17 protein-coding genes are annotated in these 24,582 nt (G+C 34.4%); 2 read left to right on the top strand and 15 right to left on the bottom strand.

Going from position 1 to position 24,582, the window contains the following annotated elements:
• Window positions 1-413: 413 nt before the first annotated feature.
• Complete coding sequence (locus QZ260_RS05000; RefSeq protein WP_295983479.1) at window positions 414-1,436, top strand: LacI family DNA-binding transcriptional regulator; 1,023 nt, start codon at window positions 414-416, stop codon at window positions 1,434-1,436.
• Window positions 1,437-1,454: 18 nt separating this feature from the next.
• Here QZ260_RS05000 and QZ260_RS04995 read toward each other — a convergent pair whose 3' ends face one another.
• From QZ260_RS04995 to QZ260_RS04930, 14 genes are all read right to left on the bottom strand, one after another.
• Window positions 1,455-2,342: a carbohydrate kinase gene (locus tag QZ260_RS04995; protein ID WP_295983476.1), complete on the bottom strand. Its 888-nt coding sequence runs from the start codon at window positions 2,340-2,342 to the stop codon at window positions 1,455-1,457.
• A gap of 12 nt (window positions 2,343-2,354) precedes the next feature.
• The gene (locus QZ260_RS04990; RefSeq protein ID WP_295983473.1) at window positions 2,355-3,974 is read right to left on the bottom strand and encodes a glycoside hydrolase family 32 protein; all 1,620 of its coding nucleotides are present in this window, start codon (window positions 3,972-3,974) and stop codon (window positions 2,355-2,357) included.
• On the bottom strand, window positions 3,964-5,289 hold the full coding sequence (locus QZ260_RS04985; protein WP_295983470.1) for a sugar porter family MFS transporter: 1,326 nt from the start codon (window positions 5,287-5,289) through the stop codon (window positions 3,964-3,966). The genes QZ260_RS04990 and QZ260_RS04985 overlap by 11 nt, the downstream gene beginning before the upstream one ends.
• A 289-nt stretch (window positions 5,290-5,578) precedes the next feature.
• Window positions 5,579-6,475, bottom strand: coding sequence for a tRNA epoxyqueuosine(34) reductase QueG (gene queG / locus QZ260_RS04980; protein WP_295983466.1), 897 nt, complete (start codon window positions 6,473-6,475; stop codon window positions 5,579-5,581).
• A gap of 83 nt (window positions 6,476-6,558) precedes the next feature.
• Window positions 6,559-7,899, bottom strand: a complete 1,341-nt coding sequence (locus QZ260_RS04975) for a cytochrome c peroxidase (RefSeq protein ID WP_295983464.1) — start codon at window positions 7,897-7,899, stop codon at window positions 6,559-6,561.
• Window positions 7,900-8,072: 173 nt separating this feature from the next.
• Window positions 8,073-9,095, bottom strand: coding sequence for a Holliday junction branch migration DNA helicase RuvB (ruvB, locus tag QZ260_RS04970; RefSeq protein ID WP_295983462.1), 1,023 nt, complete (start codon window positions 9,093-9,095; stop codon window positions 8,073-8,075).
• A gap of 765 nt (window positions 9,096-9,860) precedes the next feature.
• Window positions 9,861-11,654 (bottom strand): cbb3-type cytochrome c oxidase subunit I, encoded by a 1,794-nt coding sequence (locus QZ260_RS04965; RefSeq protein ID WP_295983460.1) that lies wholly within the window; start codon window positions 11,652-11,654, stop codon window positions 9,861-9,863.
• Between the two features lie 26 nt (window positions 11,655-11,680).
• Window positions 11,681-12,754, bottom strand: coding sequence for a cytochrome c oxidase subunit II (locus QZ260_RS04960; protein ID WP_295983458.1), 1,074 nt, complete (start codon window positions 12,752-12,754; stop codon window positions 11,681-11,683).
• Window positions 12,755-12,783: 29 nt separating this feature from the next.
• Window positions 12,784-14,175: a quinol:cytochrome C oxidoreductase gene (locus QZ260_RS04955; RefSeq protein ID WP_295983455.1), complete on the bottom strand. Its 1,392-nt coding sequence runs from the start codon at window positions 14,173-14,175 to the stop codon at window positions 12,784-12,786.
• Window positions 14,176-14,197: 22 nt separating this feature from the next.
• Window positions 14,198-14,749 carry a cytochrome c gene (locus QZ260_RS04950; RefSeq protein ID WP_295983452.1) on the bottom strand — a complete coding sequence of 184 codons (552 nt, stop codon included), beginning with the start codon at window positions 14,747-14,749 and terminating at the stop codon, window positions 14,198-14,200.
• A gap of 8 nt (window positions 14,750-14,757) precedes the next feature.
• A complete protein-coding gene (locus tag QZ260_RS04945) occupies window positions 14,758-15,288 on the bottom strand; it encodes a DUF3341 domain-containing protein (RefSeq protein WP_295983449.1) in 531 nt (176 codons plus the stop codon).
• Between the two features lie 9 nt (window positions 15,289-15,297).
• Entirely contained in the window at window positions 15,298-17,034 is a 1,737-nt protein-coding gene (gene nrfD, locus QZ260_RS04940) for an NrfD/PsrC family molybdoenzyme membrane anchor subunit (protein ID WP_295983446.1), read from the bottom strand.
• Between the two features lie 28 nt (window positions 17,035-17,062).
• Window positions 17,063-20,155, bottom strand: a complete 3,093-nt coding sequence (locus tag QZ260_RS04935; protein WP_295983444.1) for a TAT-variant-translocated molybdopterin oxidoreductase — start codon at window positions 20,153-20,155, stop codon at window positions 17,063-17,065.
• A gap of 29 nt (window positions 20,156-20,184) precedes the next feature.
• Window positions 20,185-21,480 carry a c-type cytochrome gene (locus QZ260_RS04930; protein WP_295983496.1) on the bottom strand — a complete coding sequence of 432 codons (1,296 nt, stop codon included), beginning with the start codon at window positions 21,478-21,480 and terminating at the stop codon, window positions 20,185-20,187.
• A 210-nt stretch (window positions 21,481-21,690) separates the two neighbouring features.
• Between QZ260_RS04930 and QZ260_RS04925 the strand changes: the two genes are divergently transcribed.
• Window positions 21,691-22,092 (top strand): SPOR domain-containing protein, encoded by a 402-nt coding sequence (locus QZ260_RS04925; protein WP_295983442.1) that lies wholly within the window; start codon window positions 21,691-21,693, stop codon window positions 22,090-22,092.
• Window positions 22,093-22,134: 42 nt separating this feature from the next.
• On the opposite strand, the gene infB is transcribed toward QZ260_RS04925, so the two are convergent.
• Window positions 22,135-24,582: translation initiation factor IF-2 (gene infB, locus QZ260_RS04920; protein WP_295983439.1), on the bottom strand; the 2,448-nt coding region annotated here is incomplete at its 5' end.

Here is a 24,582-nt window from a genome sequence, read left to right as displayed (position 1 = left end):
ATACACCAATTAAACGCTAGTGAAATTGGCACTTATACAATATAGATATGTTAAATTTACTAAATCATAATCTTTTACTAAATCAGTATTTTTAAGTCATTTCTTTAAAGATGATAATTCCGTTTTTTGTAAAAATAAATTGCTGCAAAAAAAATAATCAAAAATCTAATCAGCTTAAAACTCATTTATATTAGTAATATAAAAAGTAATATAATGTTCTAAGCTAAAATGAATAAATTTAAACTATTGGTACTAAAATAAATCCTTGAGTATTTATTACACTAATAAAATATCTAAAAATTAAAGGTGTAGATAAAAAAAGAAAAAATATTTTAGTATAAATTAAATATAGAGTAATAAATATCGTAAATTTCTTGATATAATTAGTTTCTTTACTTTTCAACTAAACAATAATGAAGCCCGTAATATTAAAAGATATAGCAGATCAGTTAGGGTTATCAATCACAACAGTTTCCAAGGCTCTTAAAGATTATCCTGATGTAAGTAAAAAAACTAAAGCTTTAGTAAAAAAACTAGCGTATGAATTAAATTATGTACCAAATTCTTTTGCTGTTGGTTTACGCTCACAAACATCTAAAACTATAGGTGTTATAATACCCACCATGGTTCACTATTTTTTTTCAACCGTTATTGATGCCGTTTTAAAAGAAGCCGAGAACAGAGATTATATGGTTATTATAATGCAATCTAATGAAAATTACGAACTCGAAAAAAAGCAAGTAGATTTACTTTTAAATAAAGGTGTTGATGGAATTTTAATTTCATTATCAAATAGGACGAGAGACTTTAAACATTTACAAAAGATTTTAGATTATAAGGTGCCTTTAGTGCTTTTTGATAAAATCGCAAAAACCATTAACTGCTCTAAAGTTATCATTGATGATAGAAAAGCTGCTTACGATGCTGTTACATATCTTATAAAAAAGGGCTACAAGCGTATTTCTCATTTTAGAGGAGATCTCAACCCTCAAAATTCAATTGATCGGTTCTTAGGTTATAAAAAGGCTTTAATAGATAATGATATTCCCTACGACCCATCATTAGTTTATATATGCAATACCAACTTAGATTTTGAAGATGGTTACAATAGTGCTAAAAAACTAATTGAAGATCATGGAGACCATGTTGATGCCATATTTGCAGTTAATGACCTTATTGCTATTGGAGCTATAAATTATTTTAATCAAAAAAAGATCGCTATCCCAGAAAAGATAGCACTGTGTGGTTTTAGTAATTGGTTTATGTCATCTGTAATTTCACCTTCACTCTCTACAATTGAACAAAACGCATACAAGATGGGTGAGAAATCAACTGAAATTCTATTTCAAGAAATCGAATACAAACACAAAAACATTAATGTTGAATATCAAAAAGTTGTTATTGATACTGCGCTAGTGATTAGAAAATCTACCTAATCTTTTAAAATTTAAATTTTAACCTGAGCCTTTAATTAATTCAAATATTGCTTTATTGGATATTTTAGGATAGGCTCCAAAATTTGACGCTACTAAAGCACCTGCAGCACAAGCAAAATCAATAGCGTTTTGGGGTGTTTCTCTTTTAAGTAATTTATGTATTAATGATGCTAAAAAAGAATCGCCAGCACCAACTGTATCTGCAACAAGAACCTTGTAACCTGTGTTATTATAAAAAGTTTCATCTATATATAATATCGCTCCATTTCCTCCTCTGGTTACGCAAATGGTATCTGTTTTTGTTTTTTTGGAAATAAACTCAATGTTCTTTTGCAAATCATCCGAGTTAAAACCTAGGTTTCTAGAAATTTCAAATAGTTCATCATCATTAAACTTAATAAAATCAGCCCTCTCCATTAGCTCTTTCAAAATGCCTATTGTATAATGTGGTGATCTTAAATTCACATCAAACACTTTAAATAAAGCACCATCCAAAAGTTCTAATAAGGTGTTATACGAGATATTATTTCTTGCAATCAAACTGCCAAATATAAAAGCATCAGCGCTTTTGACAGAATCCAAAATCGGATCATTAATAACTATGTAATCCCATGCACAAGGAAATTCTATTTTATAACTAGCAGAGCCTGTATTGTCCAAACTTACTATAACTTCACTCGTCTTAAATTCTTTATTAATTTGAATATGTGAATTATCCAACCCTTCTTTTTCTGCATACACTAATAACGCTTTACCATTTGCATCATCACCAACACAACTTATCATGGTTACATTATCATTAAAAGAATTAAGCCTTAAAGCCACATTAAGTGGGGCCCCTCCAATTTTTTTATACGTTGAAAAAACATCCCACAAAACTTCACCAAAACAAACAATATTTGACATCTTTAAATCGGGTTATTCAAACTTAAATTCTTCAATTTTTATATTTTCCATTACAAACTGTTCATCTGAAGTCTCCATCGATAAAGTCTCAAACGGCTCGTTAGGAAAAAAAATCTCAGTCATTATAGTTTCTCCTTCATTATAAAAAACCTCTATTGAGGTTTTATCTATAAGGGCACGTACTCTTAAAGTATTAGATGGGCTTATTTTCTTTGCTTCTGATATAATATTCGCAAATTTATCTGAAAAATCAACCTTTCCTGATTTTTGCCTATTCACAAAGTAGTTCTTTTCAATATTATCTAAACCAAATGAAAGACTGTCTCCAAATTTATTATGAAATAGAAATGTATATTTATTTTCTGTTAAATTATTAATTTCAAGTTCCACACTTAAACGAGATAAATCTACTTCGTTTCTAGAAATAATTGTTTTCTGTTTGTCTACAACCAAGGTATCCTTAATAATGGTTTTAGAAACAAATTTATAAAGCTCTGTAATAGGATTAGAAACCAATACATATTTGTCTCCCATTTTTTTAAGTTTGAGCTCTCTAGAAACGGTCATTGCACTGCGCCAAGTTTCTGTTGGCACATCTCTAGCATATTCCCAATTAGACATCCAACCAATAAATAATTTTCGCCCATCTTCTTTCGGAATATTGGACCACGTTACACCAGCATAATTGTCTCTACCAAAATCTAACCATGCAGCTTTTTGTGTCTGTAATTGTGTATTAAAATCAACATCAAGTGTGAATTTGTTACCATCAAAATCTCCGATAAAATATTGTGTACCACTACCTCCATTTGGCGCAGCTGGGTTTATACTTACAATTAACACCCATTTTGTTTTATCAGTTCCGTTAATTTTTATAGGAAATAAATCTGGGCATTCCCATAAACCACCATGTTGCCCAATAGCTTTTCCAAACTCAGATTCTAAATTCCAACCTTTTAAATTGGTTGAACTGTAAAACATAACCCTATCACCGGCTGCCAAAGCCATAATCCATTTGTTAGTTTTATCATCCCAGGTCACCTTTGGATCTCTAAAATCTTTAATTCCTGGGTTAGAGATTACTGGGTTTTTATCGTGTTTAGTCCACGTCATCCCTTCATCCAATGAATACGCAATGGCTTGAGTTTGAAAGTCTATATCACCATCTTTTTCCCCCTTCATATTATGATACGTATAAATAGCAACTATTGGAGAAATACCATCTTTTCCAAATCCGGAGGTGTTATTTTTATCCACTACAGCACTTCCCGAAAAAATAAGACCTAAATCATCTGGATAAAGTGCAATAGGCTGTTCTTCCCAAGTAATCATATTTTCACTAATGGCATGCCCCCAATGCATTGGTCCCCAAACATTACCATCAGGAAAATATTGAAAATACAAATGATATTTGCCATTTAAATAAAACATCCCATTGGGGTCATTCATCCAATTAGCTTTTGGCGTAAAATGAAAATTAGGTCTGTATAAAACTTCTTCCCTATTCTCTTCAAATGAAGCTATTGATTCGGTATCATTTTTTTTTATGTTTTTTTTACAACTTATTGAAGTCACAAAAAAGAAGGCTACCAAAAAAACAAATAATATATAGTATGGTTTTTTATTTTTCATCTCGTGTTAATTTTTTACTTAATTCTTCAAGTGAAATTCCTTTTGTTTCTGGCATCATAAAAATTACAAATAACAGTTGGAAAACCATCATAATAGCGAATATCATAAAAACCACTCCTGCACCAATAGTTGAAAAAAGCAACGGTACTAAAGAAGGTATAATGGCGGCCAAAACCCAATGTGTAGATGTCCCGAAGGATTGACCACTTGCCCTTAAATGGTTTGGGAAAATTTCGGAAATAAACACCCAAATTATAGCACCTTGACCAATGGCATGCGATGCTATAAACATAAATAAGAATATGGGAACAGCTAAGCCTCCCCAATCTAAAAAGAACGCCATTGAAACCAAGCTTAATGAAATTATATAGCCAATGGAACCTATGTACATTAATACTTTTCTGCCTAATCTATCAATTAAGAAAACACCTAATAATGTGAACATCAAATTAGTTACACCAATACCTATACTACTTAATAAAGCCGTACTTTCACCCAAACCAGCTTCTTCAAAAATTCTTGGAGCGTAATACAGAAAGGCGTTTATACCTGAGAATTGATTGAACATGGCTATTAAAAAAGCTAGTATCAAGGGAAAACGGTATTTTTTCATGAATATATTTTCGCCAGAGGCATGACTCTCACTTTCTTTTTTTATTTCTAGCATTAATTTTTCTGCATCTCCATCTGGATTAATAAGGTCTAAAACTTTTTTAGCTTCCTCATTTCTATTTTTTGAAATTAACCATCTTGGACTTTTTGGAACGGTAAAAATGAGTAGTGTGTAAATAAGGGCAGGAAATGCTTCAACGCCTATCATCCAACGCCATGCATTTTCGCCTACATTCCTTAGTAAATAATTAGATAAAAAGGCTATTAATATCCCTAATACAATATTAAACTGGTATAAGGCTACCAACCTACCTCTATCTTTAGCGGGAGAAATTTCAGAAACATAAGCTGGTGCAGCTATGGTTGAAGCACCAACACCAACACCTCCTAGAAATCTAAAAAAAGCAAAAGTATAGGGATCATTAACCAAAGAGGACCCTACTGCGGAAATAAAATAAAAGATTCCAATCCAAATTAACGTTTTCTTTCTTCCTAATCTATTGGTAGGAATCCCACCAAACAACGCTCCAATAACGGTACCCCACAGCGCCATTGCCATAACAACAGATCCATGAAAAGCGTCAGAAGAACCCCAAAGTGCCTGTAATTTTTTATCTGCTCCAGAAATAACAACAGTATCAAACCCAAAAAGAAATCCAGCTAAAGCAGCAGTTATTGACCATATTAAAATTTTATTATTCATAACTTAGCTTAATTGGTTATATATTAATGAGTTAAATTAATTAAACTTTATTGTAATCCTGATTAATACTATACAAATCACTAACTATATAATCGAAAACGTTTTCGATTATATAAAGCTCACTTTTTGATTGTAAAAATTATAAACGTGATCTAAAAAAAGTACTATTGGAGTAATCAACTATTAAAATTCTTGAAGAGTGAAATTAATTCTAAGTAATAATAATATCCTAATTGAACCTCGAACTACAGAACTTCCAATAGGGTTAATAATTAGAGAATCTTGCTGATTATTTTAGAAAATCTATGTTTCTTTTTAATCCTGAAAATTTAGTGCGTTTTACTGCTGAATTTTTAAATACTTTTTTGAAAGTATCTTCCGTAATTTCCTCCCAGTCCTTCTTTGTCAATGATAATAATTCAGGATGTGGATTGAACAAAGGTTGGCTATGCGGTTTTGAAAATCGATTCCAAGGACAAACATCTTGACAAACATCACAACCGAACATCCAATCGTCCATTTTACCTTTAAACTCAGTAGGAATATTTTCTTTTAATTCTATAGTAAAGTATGAAATGCATTTGCTGCCATCTACCACATAAGGTTCTGTTATCGCTTCGGTAGGACACGCGTCAATACAAGCTGTGCATGAACCACAGTGATCAGTAGTTGCGGAATCGTATTCTAAGTCTAAATCAACAATGAGTTCAGCAATAAAATAGAAAGAGCCTACTTGTTGTGTTAGTAGGTTACTATGCTTCCCAATCCAGCCCAATCCAGATTTGGCGGCCCACGCTTTATCGAGCACGGGTGCTGAGTCTACAAAAGCACGACCATGAACATCTCCTATTTCATCTTGTATAAAATGAAGCAATTGTTTCAGTTTGTCTTTAATAACAAAATGATAATCGGTTCCATAAGCATACTTACTAATCTTTGGAGCTGTTTTATCGGTTTGCTCTTCTGAAGGAAAATAATTAAGTAATAAAGAAATGACACTTTTAGAGCCCTCAACTAAAAGTGTTGGATCTAAACGCTTGTCAAAATGGTTCTCCATATATTGCATTTTCCCATGCATATTGTTCTTTAACCAATTCTCTAAACGAGGGGCTTCTTCTTCTAAAAACTCAGCTTTACTTATACCACAAGATAAAAAACCGAGGCGTTTGGCTTCGGTTTTTATCATATTAGAATAGTTTAGATTTTTCACTCTTAATTTTAAAGTCCTAAACTACGATTTAGTTTTTATTTTATGATTTTTAACACCATTTAATTACACCCCATATCTATAGATGATTGAGAGTCTGCATTAGGAAAACAATTGCCACTAGGCAAACTAACTGGCTGATAACGCTTTAAATTTGGATCGTAAAGTGAGTTTTCTACAAATAACGCGATTAAATCAACTTCCTCATCAGTTAAATTTAATGGATGAAATAAAGAAGATAATTTATTTGAAGATACATCACTATTCTCATGCGCAGCTTCATTTTTATAACTAATAATGTCTCGTACGGATGTAAAACTTCCTCCGTGCCCATAAAAATCAACATCTTTTAAGTTATAGAGTTGCGGTGTTTTAAACTTGTAATCATCCTCACTATTTCCCGTAAATCCGCCACGTCCTTTTTTAGTCGCTTCATCGATAACGGTTAATACGTTTTCTCCAGCTAAATCATTCATTCCTAAGGCATGAAACTCCATACCATTTAAACCAGGACCTGAATGACAAGTATAACATTGTCCTTTATCAAAAAACAATCTAGCCCCTTGTAATTCATCATCACTCATAGCAAAATCATCTCCATTTAACCACAACTGAAAAGGTGCTTCATTTGACAAAACTGTTCTTTCATAAGCAGCTATTGCAAGTGCCGCATTTAACTTTGTATAACAATTATCTTCGGTATCATTTGGAAAAGCCACGTCAAATAGTGCTTTGTAAGATGAACTTTTAATAAAATCTTCATCTATAAGCTGACGGTGTACACCTATACCAGCTATAGCTTGAGTTTCAACACCCTCAAAACCTAAACTATTATTCTCTTTTGGTGTTCCAACTGTCCAATTTGCTTCTGTTCCTGCGTTAGAGCCTACAGCTCCAAATTGACCATTCCAGAGCATAACATCTTGATAAGCCACATTCAATATACTTGGGCTTTTAATGGGTTGTACATCTAAATCTCTTTCTAGATAGCTTGAAGATTTAAGTCTACCTTCACCGCGTAATCCAAAACCTATACCGCCTTCACCAATTCCTTGTAATAAGCCGCTTTGAAAACCAGCTGCAGCATGATGACAACTAGCACATGAATAGGAATTCATACTTTCATCCATTTTTGGGTTTTTACCAAGAAACGTTTCGTGAAATAATAATTTTCCTAATTCAACTTTTGCTTTAGTAATACTGTTTTTTGCATCGTTAGGAATAATATTATAATCATTTGAGGCTGGAAGTATAAGTGATTCTTTAGAACCAAATAGCTCTATGATTTGCTTTTCTAAACTAGACTGCAATGGCGTTTGAACATAGTCGTCCTGATCAGTTGCGCAAGAACTTGAGAGATAAGCGAACACCATTAATAGGGTAAAACTTTTTAGGTTTTTCATATTTTGATAGATTATAGATTGGGGAATCTGAATGTTATGGAGCCAAACATAAACGATAATCTTAAAACCATAGAAAAATTTTGATGAAAAACAATATTCTTAGCTGTTCTGCATAAAACCCGATGAAATACAAGTTATAATTAACTGAAAATTAATACTCTAAAATTTTATAATTAAAATAGTCCACCTTGTGTTGGCCCTTTAACTTTTCCTAAGTGTTTATAAGCTTGTTCTGTAACTTCTCGTCCGCGTGGAGTTCGCATAATAAAACCTTGTTGTATTAAAAAGGGCTCGTAAACTTCTTCTATAGTTTCAGGACTTTCACTTACCGCTGTTGCAATAGTAGAAATGCCAACGGGACCACCTTTGAACTTTTCAATGATCGTGGTTAAAATTTTATTATCCATTTCATCTAATCCGTGTGCATCAACATTTAAGGCTTCTAGAGCATATTTTGCAATTTTAATATCAATACTTCCATTACCTTTTATTTGCGCAAAATCGCGTACACGGCGCAATAAAGCATTCGCTATTCTTGGTGTGCCTCTACTTCTGCCTGCAATTTCAATAGCTGCTTCCATTGAAATGGGTACATCTAATATTTCGGCACTTCGTTGTACAATAGTTGTAAGTAAATCGGTTTTGTAATATTGCAATCTGCTTTGAATACCAAAACGTGCACGCATTGGTGCCGTTAACAAACCAGAACGCGTTGTTGCGCCAACTAAAGTAAACGGATTCAAATTGATTTGTACTGAACGAGCATTTGGCCCAGATTCAATCATGATATCGATTTTATAATCTTCCATTGCTGAGTATAAATACTCCTCAACTATTGGACTTAATCGATGAATTTCATCAATAAACAGAACATCACGTTCTTCTAAATTTGTAAGCAACCCTGCTAAATCACCTGGTTTGTCTAAAACAGGACCAGATGTTACTTTGATACCCACAGTTAATTCGTTAGCTAAAATATAAGCTAAGGTGGTTTTTCCTAAGCCAGGAGGCCCATGAAACAACGTGTGATCTAAAGCTTCTGTTCTTAAGTTAGCCGCTTGAACAAAGATTTTAAGGTTTTCAAGTACTTGATCCTGACCCGTAAAATCATCAAATGACAAGGGTCTTAACTTTCTTTCTATATCTAATTCTTCGGGTGAAAAATTTTCGTCAGTCGGATCTAGGTTTTCATTCATATTTAATACCTTATTTTAAAGCTTTGCTTTGTACTTTCAATGAAAATATCTTTTCATTTCAGTAATGCTCAAGGTGACATTTCGTTTCGAATTAAAAAAATGGATTTCTTCCTTCGCAGGAATGACAACTCATTAAAGGTTTATATGGATAAAAGATGAGTTGAATTCAAAATAAACAATATCACAAATGTTAATCCAGAACTTAAGGCAACTAAACCTTCCCAATAATATATATTCCATCGTCCGTCATACTTTTTTTTATCACCTTTAAAATATTTATTAATTACTTTGTTAAGAAAGTAAGTTATAATTAAAAATATACATATTGTTATAATCCAAAACTTAATCATATTATCAAGGGTTTCTATATTATATTAAAAATACATAAACTTCTTTACGTATGCCAAATATAAACAAAAAGCCTTTCCGAATTGGAAAGGCGTTTCAAAAATCTAATTGATTATAAATTGGTTGATTAATTCAAAATTGTAAACTCGCAGCGACGGTTAATATCATATTCGCTATCATCGCAAATGCCTTCTTTAACACACTCATCGAGTGATTGCATTTCGCCATAGCCAATACTTTTTAATCGATTCCTTTCAATGCCTTGATTCACTTAATATTCATGTATTGAAGCGACACGTTTTTTCCATACGTTTAAGCTGTACTCATCTGGGCCTCGGGTATTTGTATGAGCGTATATAAACAGATAAAGCCCATCTTTAATATATGAGCTTTATTTATAAAATATGTATTGACTATTTAGTGCTGTAACTCTTCTTCACCGTCTTTTAACGGAATATTTTGAGGAACAAAATCTACATCGTAACCTGGCTTACTATAATCGTAAGGCCAACGATATACATGAGGAATAGCGCCAGGCCAGTTACCATGCATGTGTTCAACAGGTGCTGTCCATTCTAGAGTAGTAGATTTCCATGGGTTTTGAACTGCTTTCTTTCCATAAAAGATACTAATAAAAAAGTTATATAAATATACTATTTGAACTACTCCACCAATTAAAGCGAACATAGTAATAATGACATTTACATTTGCTAAATCATCAAATAATGGGAAATTACTATTTGTATAATAACGACGTGGCAAGCCTGCCATACCTATAAAGTGCATTGGAAAGAATACCCCGTAAGCACAGACAGCTGTTACCCAAAAATGTATATAACCTAAGTTTTTGTTTAACATGCGTCCAAACATTTTAGGATACCAGTGATAAATACCAGCAAACATACCGTACAATGCAGAAATACCCATAACCAAGTGAAAATGAGCCACTACAAAATAGGTGTCATGTACATTAATATCTAATGCACTATCACCTAAAATAATCCCTGTTAAACCACCTGTAATAAATGTTGACACAAAACCAATTGAGAACAACATGGCAGGATTCATCTGTAAATTACCCTTCCAAAGTGTAGTTATCCAGTTGAATGCTTTCACTGCTGATGGAATAGCAATCAATAAAGTTGTAAAAGTAAACACAGAGCCTAAGAACGGATTCATTCCTGAAATAAACATATGATGACCCCAAACAATTGTTGAAAGGAATGCAATAGCTAAAATAGATGCGATCATAGCTCGATAGCCGAATACGGGCTTACGAGAATTAGACGCTAAAATCTCAGACACTAACCCCATCGCTGGTAATATTACGATATAGACCTCTGGGTGTCCCAAAAACCAAAATAAATGTTCAAATAATACTGGTGAACCTCCTTGATAATGTAGCACTTCTCCTTGAATAAATATGTCAGATAAAAAGAATGATGTTCCAAAACTTCTATCCATGATTAGCAATAACGCTGCAGACAATAATACTGGGAATGAAATAACACCTATGATGGCCGTTACAAAAAACGCCCATATTGTTAAAGGTAATCTTGTCATAGACATCCCTTTTGTACGTAAGTTAATTACGGTAACAATATAATTAAGAGATCCTAATAAAGAAGAAGCGATAAATATAGCCATAGATACTAACCATAGGGTCATACCCATACCAGAACCACCTTGTGCCATTGGAAGAGCACTTAATGGTGGATAGATTGTCCATCCAGCTGCCGCAGGACCTGCCTCAACAAATAAGGAAATAACCATGATTACACTTGACAAAAAGAATAACCAATAAGAAACCATATTTAAGAAACCTGACGCCATATCTCGTGCACCAATTTGCAACGGAATCAATAGGTTACTAAAAGTACCACTCAATCCAGCTGTTAATACAAAGAATACCATTATAGTTCCATGAATAGTAACCAATGCCAAATAAATATCCGCATCCATAACACCATCTGGTGCCCATTTGCCTAATAATGCCTCAAAAAGCACATTAGGTTCTTCTGGCCATGCTATTTGCATACGCATCATCATAGACATTAAAACACCTATAACCCCCATAATAGTACCTGTAACCAGATACTGCTTAGCAATCATTTTATGGTCTTGACTAAATATATATTTAGTTACAAACGTTTCTTTATGATGATGTCCGTGGTCGTCGTCGGTAGCGTGAGTATCTGCGTGTGCTGACATAATCTTATATCGTTTTTTCTTTTTTATTAATTAATTAGCGAATTTTTAAATTCCTTTTGCTCTTTTACCCAAGCATCATATTCTTCTTGAGTTTCTACAACAATTTTCATTTGCATATTGTAGTGCGATTTTCCACAAATCTTGTTACACAATAACAAATAGTCAAATTCATAACGTTCTAAAGCCTCTTCACCTTTAGCCAAGAGCTTTTCGCTTTTTTCAACTCTAATTTTATTAATTCTTGTAATCTTTTCTTGCATTTGAGGTGTTTCACGCATGTCAGCCGTAGTAACTGTTGGTGTAAAACCAAATTGTGTAATCATTCCTGGCACACAATTCATTTGAGCTCTAAAATGAGGCATGTATGCGGAATGTAAAACATCTTGAGAACGCATTTTGAATAATACTGGTCTTCCAACCGGTAAATGTAATTCTGTAGTAATGACATCATCTTGCGCGCTAAGATCAGATTCATCTAAACCTAAAATATTAGCACGGTCAATATCAATTAAACGCACGTTAGCTTTACCCAAAGTATTATCTGCACCACCATATCTCGCTTTCCAGTTAAACTGCTGTGCATACAATTCCACTATTAACGGATCCTCACTTTCGTCAACACCCATAATGGTAATCCACGCGTTTAAGCCATAAATAATTAAACCAGCCAAAACAATAACTGGTATTATAGTCCAAATGGCTTCTAGCTTATTATTATCTGCAAAAAATAAAGCTTTTTTACCTTTTTCACCTTTATACTTAAAAGCGAAATAGTGCAATAAAAATTGAGTTACAGTCTGAACAAAAAAGATAACTATCATGGTAATTACCATTAAACTATCAATAGTTTGACCATGCTCTGAAGCTGAATTGGACATTAACGGTAAATCACCATATTTAACAAAACATACAATAGTTATAATGTAGATGAATGCTAAAAAGCCCATCATTAAATAACCATTCATTGTATTATCCTTATCGGTAGCAACCCCAGCGGTAGTGTTTTCGTTTTTAGCTTGAGCTAAATCGAAAATCTTAACCATTTGCCAAATGGCAATTAAAATAAATACTAAAACTATAATTGTTAATAACGCAGTCATTGGTGTCGTTCGTCTTTATTTATAACTTATTAATAATGAAATTCTTCACTCTCTTTTCTAAAAGGATATCCTTTTACAAGTAATGGTGCTTTTGTTAAAGCCGTAAACACAACAAATATAAATAACCCGGCGAACAGTAGAACTGAACTTATTTCTGGTATGCCGATAAACCATCTGTCTCCAACAGTAGCAGGCATAATCATATTAAATATATCAATATAGTGTCCAAATAAGATGACTAAACCTGACATAACTACAAACCAAGGAATTCGTTTGTAATCAGCATTCATTAACATCAGTATTGGGAATACAAAATTCATAACCACCATACCTAAGAATGGTAATTTATAATCTTGGAAACGTGTTACAAAATAGGTTACCTCTTCAGGAATATTAGAATACCAGATTAACATAAATTGTGAGAACCATAAATATGTCCAAAAAATACTAAAAGCGAACATAAATTTAGCCACATCATGTAAATGATTTTCGTTTACAAATTCAAGGAAATTTCTAGATTTTAGATAAATAGTAATTAAAGCTATAACAGTAATACCACTTACAAACATACTAGCAAACACATACCAACCAAATAATGTAGAAAACCAGTGTGGATCTACACTCATAATCCAATCCCAAGACATCATAGATTCTGTATAAATAAAGAATACTAAGAATCCTGCCGAAATACGAAATGATTTTTTGAAATTACTTTGATCTTCTGCTGTATCTTGAGCGATAGAGAATTTACGCGAGAAGTGACGATATGCGCTCCAACCGGCAATAAAAATTAATCCTCTTATAATAAACCAAGGTAAATTTAAAAATGAAGATTTTCCATCAATTAGTTTATCGTAATGTTCGCTTTCTGGATTTATAACATCCGGGTTCATCCACATGAAGATACTATCATGACCTAAATAATGAGAACCTACAGCGATGGCCATTACAATTAAAGCACCCGGAAGTAAATATGCTGTAATACCTTCCATAACTCTAAATAGAACTGGCGACCATCCTGCTTGTGATGCAATTTGAATCGCATAAAAAGCTAAAACGCCTAAAGCAATCATCATAAAGAAAAATGCTGCTACGTAAAGTGCAGACCAAGGTCTGTTTGCTAATTGATGTTGCACGTGTTCTGCGTGAGCATCACCATGATGCGCATTTTCTGCATGAGTTTCTTCACCATGCGACGTTTCTTCATGAGCTTCTTCAGCCTGAGCATGATCCGAATCTGAAACAGCGTGTGAAGCATCTTCTCCGTGTCCACCACCATGACCAGTTGCCTCTTCAGCAAGCATTGTTTTTACTTCATCTAAAGATTTATGAGATGTCATAAAACCATATCCCACACCTAATGCTCCTAAAATCATTAGAATAAAAGAAAATGTCTTTAATTTATTTGAAAATGTATACATATCTATAATAATCTTATCAATCTTACTTTTCTAAATCTACTTTCAATTTTAATACATACGATACTACTTGCCAACGTTCTTCTTCATTCAATTGGTTAGCATAAGAACCCATAGCATTTTTTCCGTAGTAAATAGTATGATAAATACTCCCTTCGTTTATAGCTCTACCAACATCATCATAACTTGGAATACCAAGTATTTTTTCGCGCTGCACTAACTTACCTTGTCCTTTACCCTTATTACCGTGACAAATTCCACAGTAAATATCATACAACTCTTTTCCTCTATTTAATTCTACTTTAGTTGAATCTAAAGGACTTAATAAAGTCGCTTTTGCTAACTCGTATCCTGCAGTAGAATTTTCAATATCGAAAGGCACGTAACCTCGAGGTATAGAACCTTGAGCAGGTATTTGTGCTTCAATCCCATTTTGAAATGCAGCTTCACCATACGTTTTATATCCTACCGATTCATACATGTTTGGCATGAACTGATAATTTGGTGCCGTATCTTTTTTACATGATACAGCAACTAAAACAACTGCTATTACTAATATTTTAATTAAGCTTTTCATATGTATTATTAATGGGCTTTATCAACTAAATTAATTTCTACTGCTCCAGTTTCTGCGAGTAAACTTTCTAGCTCTTTTTCGTTTCCATGAATTGCTATTTCCATTAAAAAGTGATCATCAGTCGTTCTTGGGTCAGGGTTTTCAGCATTTTTAAAAGGCCACATTCTACTACGTAAGTAAAAAGTAATTACCATTAAATGCGCTGCAAAAAACACGGTAAGCTCAAACATAATTGGCACAAAAGCCGGCATGTTTTCTATATAACTAAAACTCGGCTTTCCACCAATGTTTTGAGGCCAGTCTTCTATCATGATGAAATTCATCATTAATACGGATACAGTTAAACCAATCAAACCGTATATAAAAGCTGTAATAGCAATACGTGTTGGTTCTAACCCCATAGCTTTGTCTAGTCCGTGAACTGGAAAAGGTGTATATATTTCCTCAATATGATGTCTTTCTGCCTTAACCTTTTTAACAGCCGACATTAATACATCATCATCAGTATAAATAGCGTGAATAACTTTTGAAGCTTCCATTGACTATATTTAGTTTATTAATTTTTTAGCTTGTCCAGACCAATCATCACGTTCTGCTCTTCCTGGGAAAGAACCTGTAATACTGTCTAACAAATCGTATTCTTTTTTGGTCATCTTACTTACTTGAAGGAAGGTATAAATACCAATACTATTAAGTACTTGTTCCATTTTTGGTCCGATACCACTTACTTTTTTCAAATCGTCAGCTGTTTGGGTCGCAGCATCAAAAGCACCAATACTCCCTAGTAAACTACTTACCTTATCTGAATTATCTCCTTTAGAAGACTCTTTAGATTTAAGTGAAGGTTTAGACAATGCAATACCGGATGTTCTTGCATCAGAACCTGTTCCTGCTAAACTATCTCCTCTTTCTCTTATATTTTTATAACGCTCTCCTGAAGATTTCAAAATCGTTTTAACCTCTGCTTGTGCAATTACTGGGAATGTTCTTGAATACAATAAGAATAACACAAAAAAGAATCCTATAGTTCCAATGAAAATTCCAATATCTACAAATGTTGGAGAGAACATCGTCCATGATGATGGCAAGTAATCTCTATGTAACGAGGTTACAATGATTACAAAACGCTCAAACCACATACCAACATTTACCACAATTGAGATAAAGAAAGAGAACATTATACTTGTTCTTAATTTCTTGAACCACATAAATTGTGGGGAGAATACATTACAACTCATCATTAATAAATAAGCCCACCAGTAAGGTCCAGTTGCTCTGTTTAGGAATGCATATTGTTCATATTCTACTCCAGAATACCAAGCTATAAATAACTCTGTAATATAAGCTACACCAACTATAGAACCTGTAATCATGATTACAATATTCATTAATTCAATATGCTGTACAGTAATATAATCTTCAAGATTACACACTTTTCTCATAATTATAAGAAGTGTGTTTACCATAGCAAACCCAGAAAACACAGCTCCGGCAACAAAGTATGGTGGAAATATCGTAGTATGCCATCCCGGAATAACTGATGTTGCGAAGTCAAATGATACAATCGTATGAACAGATAGTACTAAAGGTGTTGCTAAACCGGCAAGAACCAAAGATACTTCTTCAAAACGTTGCCAATCTTTTGCTCTACCAGACCAACCGAAACTTAATAAAGAATATATTTTCTTTTGGAAAGGCTTAATAGCTCTATCTCTAAGCATTGCAAAATCAGGAAGTAAACCTGTCCACCAGAATACCATTGAAACCGATAAATACGTAGAAATTGCAAATACATCCCAAAGTAAAGGCGAGTTAAAGTTAACCCATAGTGATCCAAATTGATTTGGAATTGGTAACACCCAATACCCTAACCACGGTCGACCCATGTGAATAATTGGAAATAAACCAGCTTGAACTACAGAGAAAATGGTCATTGCTTCAGCAGAACGGTTAATTGCCATTCTCCATTTCTGACGAAACAATAAAAGTACAGCAGATATAAGTGTTCCTGCATGACCAATACCTACCCACCAAACGAAGTTAGTAATATCCCAAGCCCAACCTACGGTTTTATTTAAACCCCAAGTTCCAATACCTGTCGATATTGTATAAATGATACATCCAATTCCCCACAGAAAAGCGGCAAGTGCTATAGAAAAAACTATCCACCATTGTTTATTCGCTTTTCCTTCAACAGGCGCTGCCACATCCACAGTAACATCGTGGTATGATTTTTCGCCTGTAACTAAAGGTCTTCTAATAGGTGCTTCGTAATGAGACGCCATAATTATATAATTGATTCTTTAATTAAATTTATGCTTCTGTTGTATTTCTCACTTTTGTATGATACTGCACATTAGGCTTTGTACCAACACTTTCTAATAAGTGATACATACGATCATCTTTTAAAAGTTTTGCAACTTTACTGTCTTTATCATTAATATCTCCAAAAGTCATTGCTCCATTACTACAAGCTGCAGAACATGCTGTTTGGAATTCTCCATCTTTAATTTCACGTCCGTCACGTTTTGCATCAAGAATTGTTTTTTGTGTTTTTTGAATACACATAGAACATTTTTCCATCACACCACGAGAACGCACTACAACATCTGGATTTAGTACCATACGTCCTAAATCATCATTCATATGATAATCGAACTCATCATTACCATTGTATAAGAACCAATTGAAACGACGCACTTTATAAGGACAGTTGTTCGCGCAATATCTAGTACCTACACAACGGTTATAGGCCATGTGATTTTGACCTTGACGACCATGTGATGTTGCTGCCACCGGACAAACCGTTTCACAAGGTGCATGATTACAATGTTGACACATTACTGGTTGGAATGCCACTTGTGGATTATAAGAAGGTGATTCCATTTCTTCTAAAGCACCTATTATCCCTAATCCTTTTGTTTCTTCCTTTTTATCATTATCACCTGCAAATGTTTCTTCAGATGAATAATATCTATCGATACGCAACCAGTGCATATCTCTACTTCGTCTAATTTCCGTTTTACCTACTACAGGTACATTATTCTCAGCGTGACATGCAATAACACAAGCCCCACATCCTGTACAAGCATTTAAATCGATTGATAAGTTAAAATGATGCCCAATCGAACGATCAAATTCCTCCCATAAATCTACTTCTGGAGATGTTACTGGAGTCTCTACATGATTTAAAGATACTGTAGGCACTTTATTCCATACATCCCTATCTTTAGTATTGAATACCTCTAAAGTAGTTTCTTTAATGATATCTCCACGTCCCATTAATGTATTTTGAAGCTGAACTGAGGCAAATTCATGCTCTCCAGTTGCAGGCTCAATGATTACATTTTGAACGTTATTAGAATTTTGGTATAATGAATACCCATTGACACCAGTTTGCATTTCTTCTTTTAAACCAGATGTTCTACCATATCCTAAAGCTAATCCAACAGAACCTTTCGCTTGTCCTGGTTGAATCATTACTGGAGCAGTAACGGTTACACCATTTACAGTAACATTTGCATAACTCCCATTTAAGGCACCGTTAGCTACATGCGTATTCGTTAAACCAATACGGTCTGCATCTGACTTAGAAATAGTTAAATAGTTATCCCAAGATGCTCTTGTAATTGGATCTGGAAACTCTTGTAACCATGGGTTATTGGCTTGTTGACCGTCACCCATACCAACTTTCGTATATAAAGTTAATTCTAAACCTTCTGATTGTGCAGAAGCTGCTAAAGAACGTGCTGCATTTCCAAAAAGTGTTGTATTTCCTTCTTCAACTACTTCTGTCGTATCTTCAACCTTAGTAGCAATAGCTCCAACGAACACACCATCATGCAAAGCTTCATTGAAAGAACTTTCGCCTAAAATAGTAGTACCCCAAGCGTCTTTTATATAATCATGATACGATACATCGTTCCCAGTCCACTTTAATAAAGCGTCTTGAAATTGTCTCGTATCAAATAAAGGACGAATTGTTGGCTGTGTTAAAGCATAGTGTCCTTTTTTAAGTTCAACATCCCCCCAAGATTCTAAATAATGAGGTGCTGCTGCAATATATTGTGTTTCTGAAGACGTTTCATCAGATTTCATTGAGAACGCCACAGATAATTCTGTTTTTTTCAACCCTTCAGCAAAATCTGAAGCATTTGCCAAGGTGTACATTGGGTTTACACCACTCATGATTATAGCTCCAACTTTACCAGCTTTCATATCAGCTACTAATTGTTCTACGGCCTTATCATTACCCTGTCTTGTTTTAATTGGTGTTTTAGAATCAAAAGCCTTACTACCAAGAGATTCATTAATTTCTATAACAACCGATTGTGCATTTATATCATTAATACCGGTAACTACAACGCCATTACGTCCTGCTTTCTTCAATTGAGACGCTGCCTTTTTAACAGCCTCTTCAATATGTTCAGGTAAGTCTCCAGAAACTGAACCTCCAACAATTTGGCTATGTAATTTAGATAAAACTATTTTTTGTTGAGAGGGCGTTAAAGGCACACGCTTATCTGCATTAGCACCAGTTAAAGACATATTAGACTCAAACTGCACATGTTTTGACATTTTACCATGATCTGGCACTCTATTTTTAGAATATCCAGAATCAAATCCGCCACCTTGCCAATCTCCTAAGAAATCTGCACCAACAGAAACAATGGTCATGGCTTTTTCAAAATTGTAATTCGCTAATCCGCGTTCTCCATATTTAGCCTGGTACGCATCCAACGCAGCAGATTCTGAAACAGAATCATATACTACATGACGAACATTACCATATTTTTCTTTAAACTCAGAAATTAACTTACTCGTTGAAGGACTAGCAAAAGTTTGTGTAAGTAACACAATATCTTTATTCGTAGCAGCAATATCAACTAATTTTTTTGTAGTATCAACATCAAAATCCGTCCAAGAAATGGTTGCATCTCCTTTTTTTGGACTCTGGATTCTTAAACTGTCATATAAACCTAAAACTGAAGCATTTACTCTAGCATTTGCGCTACCATTTGTAGCCGCCATCGTATTGTTTTCAATTTTTATTGGACGACCCTCGCGCGTTTTTACTAAAACACTTGCAAAATCAAAACCATTAGCAATTGTTGTCGCATAGTAATTAGCGACACCAGGAATAATTTCTGTTGGCTGTACTATGTAAGGAATGGACTTTTTCACAGGACCTTCGCAAGCAGCTAATGAAGCAGCCGCAGTACTAAATCCTACATACTTTAAGAAATCGCGTCGCGTTGTAGATGTTTCTTCTAATGTCTCTTTATCACCTAAAAATTCATCAGTAGGAATCTCTGCTACAAACTCGTTTTGTTCTAGAGCCTCAACAATAGAGCTATTTTCATTTAGCTCTTCAACACTTTTCCAGTATTTCTTGTTTGATGACATAATCTAACTTTGTTAACTTCTTAAATATTTTAATAATGACATTTACCACATTCCAGACCTCCCATTTGGGCTGCCGTTAACTGATCAACACCATATTTTTTGGATAATTGATCGTGTATTTTTGTGTAATATTCGTTGTCCTTAACCTTGACGTTTGTTTCTCTGTGACAATTTATACACCAACCCATAGTTAATGAAGAATACTGATACATGATTTCCATTTCTTCTACAGGACCATGACATGTCTGACATTCAATACCAGCCACTGAGACGTGTTGTGAGTGATTGAAATAAGCAAAATCAGGGAGATTATGAATTCTCACCCATTTTATTGGTTGAGTCTCTCCTGTGTACTGTTGATCAACATCATCCCATCCAGCAGCAGCATATATTTTTTGAATCTCAGCATCATAAAATTCTTTACTATATTCATCTGTTACCTCTCCATTGTATTCGTAAATCGATTTGTGACAATTCATACAAATATTTACAGATGGTATTCCCGAATGTTTACTTACCCTAGCGGATGAGTGACAGTATTTACAGTCAATTTTATTATCTCCCGAGTGAATTTTGTGTGAGAAATGTATTGGTTGCACTGGCTGATATCCTTGATCTACTCCTACTTGCATCAAATAGCCATAAACAAAGTACGCACTTGATAGTAAAAAGAAAATAGCCACAATCAACATCAAAAATTGATTTTGAATAAAAGCTTTCCAAAGAGATTTACCCTTTGTAGCTTCTGCTATTTCAACATTATTGGCTACTGCAAATCGACGTAATGTTTGTTTTACAAGGATTAAACCGATCGCTAACAACATAAACATTACTGCCAAAGCACCTAGGATAATATTATTTGTCAATCCTGAATCAGAGCCGTTTTGAGCAGAAGGAATTCCTGAAGCCGCGGCTACTGCAGCTGGCTGTGCTTTTTCTTGAGCTGTATATGCTAATATGTCTGAAAGGTCTTGATCTGAAAATTGTGGAAATGCGGTCATAGCAGCCCCGTTATATTCAGCATAGATTTTGTTCGCATACGCATCTCCCGACTTGATAAGAGCAGAACTGTTGCGAATCCATGAGTTTAGCCAATTTCTGTCAAGTCCTTCATCATTCGCAAGCCTTGCCTCAACACCCCTTAAGGCTGGTCCTGTCATCTTTTTATCTAGATTATGACAAGCAGCACAATTCGTATTGAATAAGGACTTTCCTTTGGTAGGATCTCCATCCTGTGCAAATAAAGACAAGGAAAAGGCGAGTAAAAAGACGGAACCAAAAAGACGTAATTTTGAGACTGAGTTGCGGTATTTTACCTGTTTCATATTGTTAGTAGAATTGTCTTCTAATCTTTGGTACGATTTTTTCATAAAAGAATTTAAGTTCGGTTATAAAAATCTCGCACAAAAGTAAGGTATAAAGTCGATTTTAGAAATGTTACAGAAGCGTTAATTCATAATTTATAGACATTCTAAATAATAAATTTAGATAAGATTCGATCGATATACTTTACATTTGTCAAAAATGAAAAAAAAATGAAACCTATTTCTTTAAATTTCATCGTGTTACTTAGCTCATTATCTTTGTTTTTAAGTCATGAAATGCATGGTCAAAAAGGAACTGTTCGAATCCATAAAAATAGTCAAATTGACACCTTAATTAAACTAAAAAAAGAAGTCAACCTTTCGGAATTAAATTATAAAATTCAAATTTTCAGTGGCGTGAGATCTGGTGCAGAAAAAGCTCAAAAAGAGTTTAATCAATCTTTTTCTGAATGGCATTCTGAGAAACAATTTGAAACACCTAATTATAAAATATGGGTTGGAAATTTTAAAACACGCCTTGAAGCTGACCGAGCATTGGTAAAAATCAAGCGTAAATTCTCAAATGCCTTCTACTTCAAACCAAAAACTGATAGCACCAATCCAAAACAATAAAAAAAGGGGCCTATAAGCCCCTTTTTTTATTGTTTTACTAAATTATTTCAATTTCTTCTTAACTGCTACTTCATGGAAAGATTCTATGATATCACCTTCATGAATGTCATTGTAATTCTTGACTTGCATTCCACAGTCGTATCCTTTTGAAACCTCCTTAACATCGTCCTTAAAACGTTTAAGCGAAGCTAGTTCACCTGTGTAGATTACGACACCGTCTCTAATTAATCGGATGCCAGAATTCCTAATAATCTTACCATTAGTCACCATGCAACCGGCTATGCTTCCAATTTTAGAAACTTTAAATATTTCTCTAATTTCAGCTGTCCCTGTTATCTCTTCTTTAAGTTCAGGTGATAACATTCCTTCCATGGCATCCTTCAAATCATTAATCGCATCATAAATAATAGAGTAAGTCCTGATATCAATTTCTTCTTTATCTGCAATTTGCCTAGCATTACCCATTGGCCTGACGTTAAATCCAATGATGATAGCATCAGAAGCTGTCGCTAATAATACATCGCTTTCAGTAATTGCTCCAACACCTTTGTGAATAATATTGACTTGAATTTCTTCCGTGGATAGTTTCTGGAAAGAATCCGTGAGGGCTTCTACAGAGCCATCAACATCCCCTTTCAAAATAATATTCAGTTCTTGGAAATCCCCAAGAGCTATTCGTCGGCCAATTTCATCTAATGTTATGTGGCGCTGTGTTCTTACAGATTGTTCTCTTTGCAGCTGTGTTCTTTTGACCGCAATTTGCTTGGCTTCACGCTCATCTTCAAAAACATTGAATTTATCCCCTGCCTGTGGGGCACCATCTAGTCCTAAGATAGATACTGGTGTTGAGGGACCAGCCTCTAAGATATCATGACCTCTCTCATCATGCATGGCTTTCACCTTTCCGCTATTCTTTCCAGCTAACACATAGTCTCCGATTCTGAGAGTTCCTGCCTGAACAAGAATGGTCGAAACATAACCTCGTCCTTTATCTAAAAACGCTTCAACGACTGTCCCTTGAGCTACTTTATTTGGATTAGCTTTCAATTCCAATAATTCTGCTTCAAGTAATACTTTTTCTAATAATTCATTGACTCCAGTTCCTACTTTTGCAGAAATATCATGAGATTGAATTTTACCACCCCAATCTTCAACCAATAGATTCATTTGAGCCAATCCTTCCTTTATTTTTTCTGGATTTGAATCTGGCAAATCTATCTTGTTGATTGCAAAAACTATTGGTACTCCTGCCGCTTGGGCATGAGAAATTGCTTCTTTAGTTTGAGGCATAATATCATCATCTGCTGCTGCGACAATGATAGCAATATCAGTCACTTGTGCTCCACGGGCACGCATTGCCGTAAAAGCCTCATGCCCTGGCGTATCCAAAAAGGCTATTTTTTCACCATTTTCTAGCTCTACTCCATAAGCACCAATATGCTGAGTTATTCCACCAGATTCTCCTGCAATAACATTTTCTTTTCTTATGTAATCAAGCAAGGATGTTTTACCATGGTCTACGTGTCCCATGACAGTAACTATCGGTGCTCTTGGTAATAAATCCTCCTCTTTATCTTCAATTTCTTCAAAAGACTCTTCAATATCTGCAGTAATAAATTCAACTTTATAACCAAATTCTTCAGCAACAATCGATAATGTTTCAGCGTCCAATCGTTGATTCATGGTTACCATCATCCCCAGGGACATGCAGGCAGATATAATTTGAGTAACTCCAACATCCATCATCGTAGCAACTTCATTAGCAGTGACAAATTCTGTGACTTTTAAAATTTTACTTTCTGCTGCTTCAATTTGTTGATCTATTTCTGTTTGCTCTCTATGCTGATCTCTTTTTTCTCTTCTATATTTTGCTCCTTTACCTTTGTTAGTTTTGCCTTGAAGTTTTTCTAACGTTTCACGAACTTGTTTTTGAACTTCCTCAGCACTTGGCTCAGCCTTTATTGCCTGAGGTCTCCTTTGACCTCCTCTTGCTTTCCCTCTATTACCAGAAGCTCTATTATTTCCTGATGCTCTACCAGAACCACCCCCAGTTGATGGGCTGGCTTTGCTAATTCTTCTTCGTTTTTTCTTGGCATCAGCGGCTTTATCCGAAGATTTGTTTTCTTCTTTTTTCTTTTTAGGCTTATTAAATTGCGATAAATCAATTTTGTTACCTGAGATTTTTGGACCAGTTAACTTTTGATATTTCGTAGCAACTTTTTCCTCTTTTGGCTCTTCAGTATCTGTTAATTTTTCACCTTTAGAAGCATTAACTTCTTCGACCACTTTAGATTCATCAGAATTTGAGTCAGTAACGGATATCTCTTTTTCAGTTGGCTTTTTGACTTCTTCTGTATTTTCTTTCTCTTGTGGTGGAGTGGCATCGGGGGAAGGTTCTACTTTTTGCTTTTTGGTGTCTAAATCAATTTTTCCGACCTGTTTTGGACCTTCAAGTGTTGACTTTGCTTTGACTACCTCAACTTTTGCAGC

This window comes from uncultured Algibacter sp. (assembly GCF_905480415.1).
Taxonomy (GTDB): domain Bacteria; phylum Bacteroidota; class Bacteroidia; order Flavobacteriales; family Flavobacteriaceae; genus Algibacter_B.
Note: the sequence above shows the minus strand (reverse complement) of the source record. Positions and strands in the feature narration are given on the sequence as shown.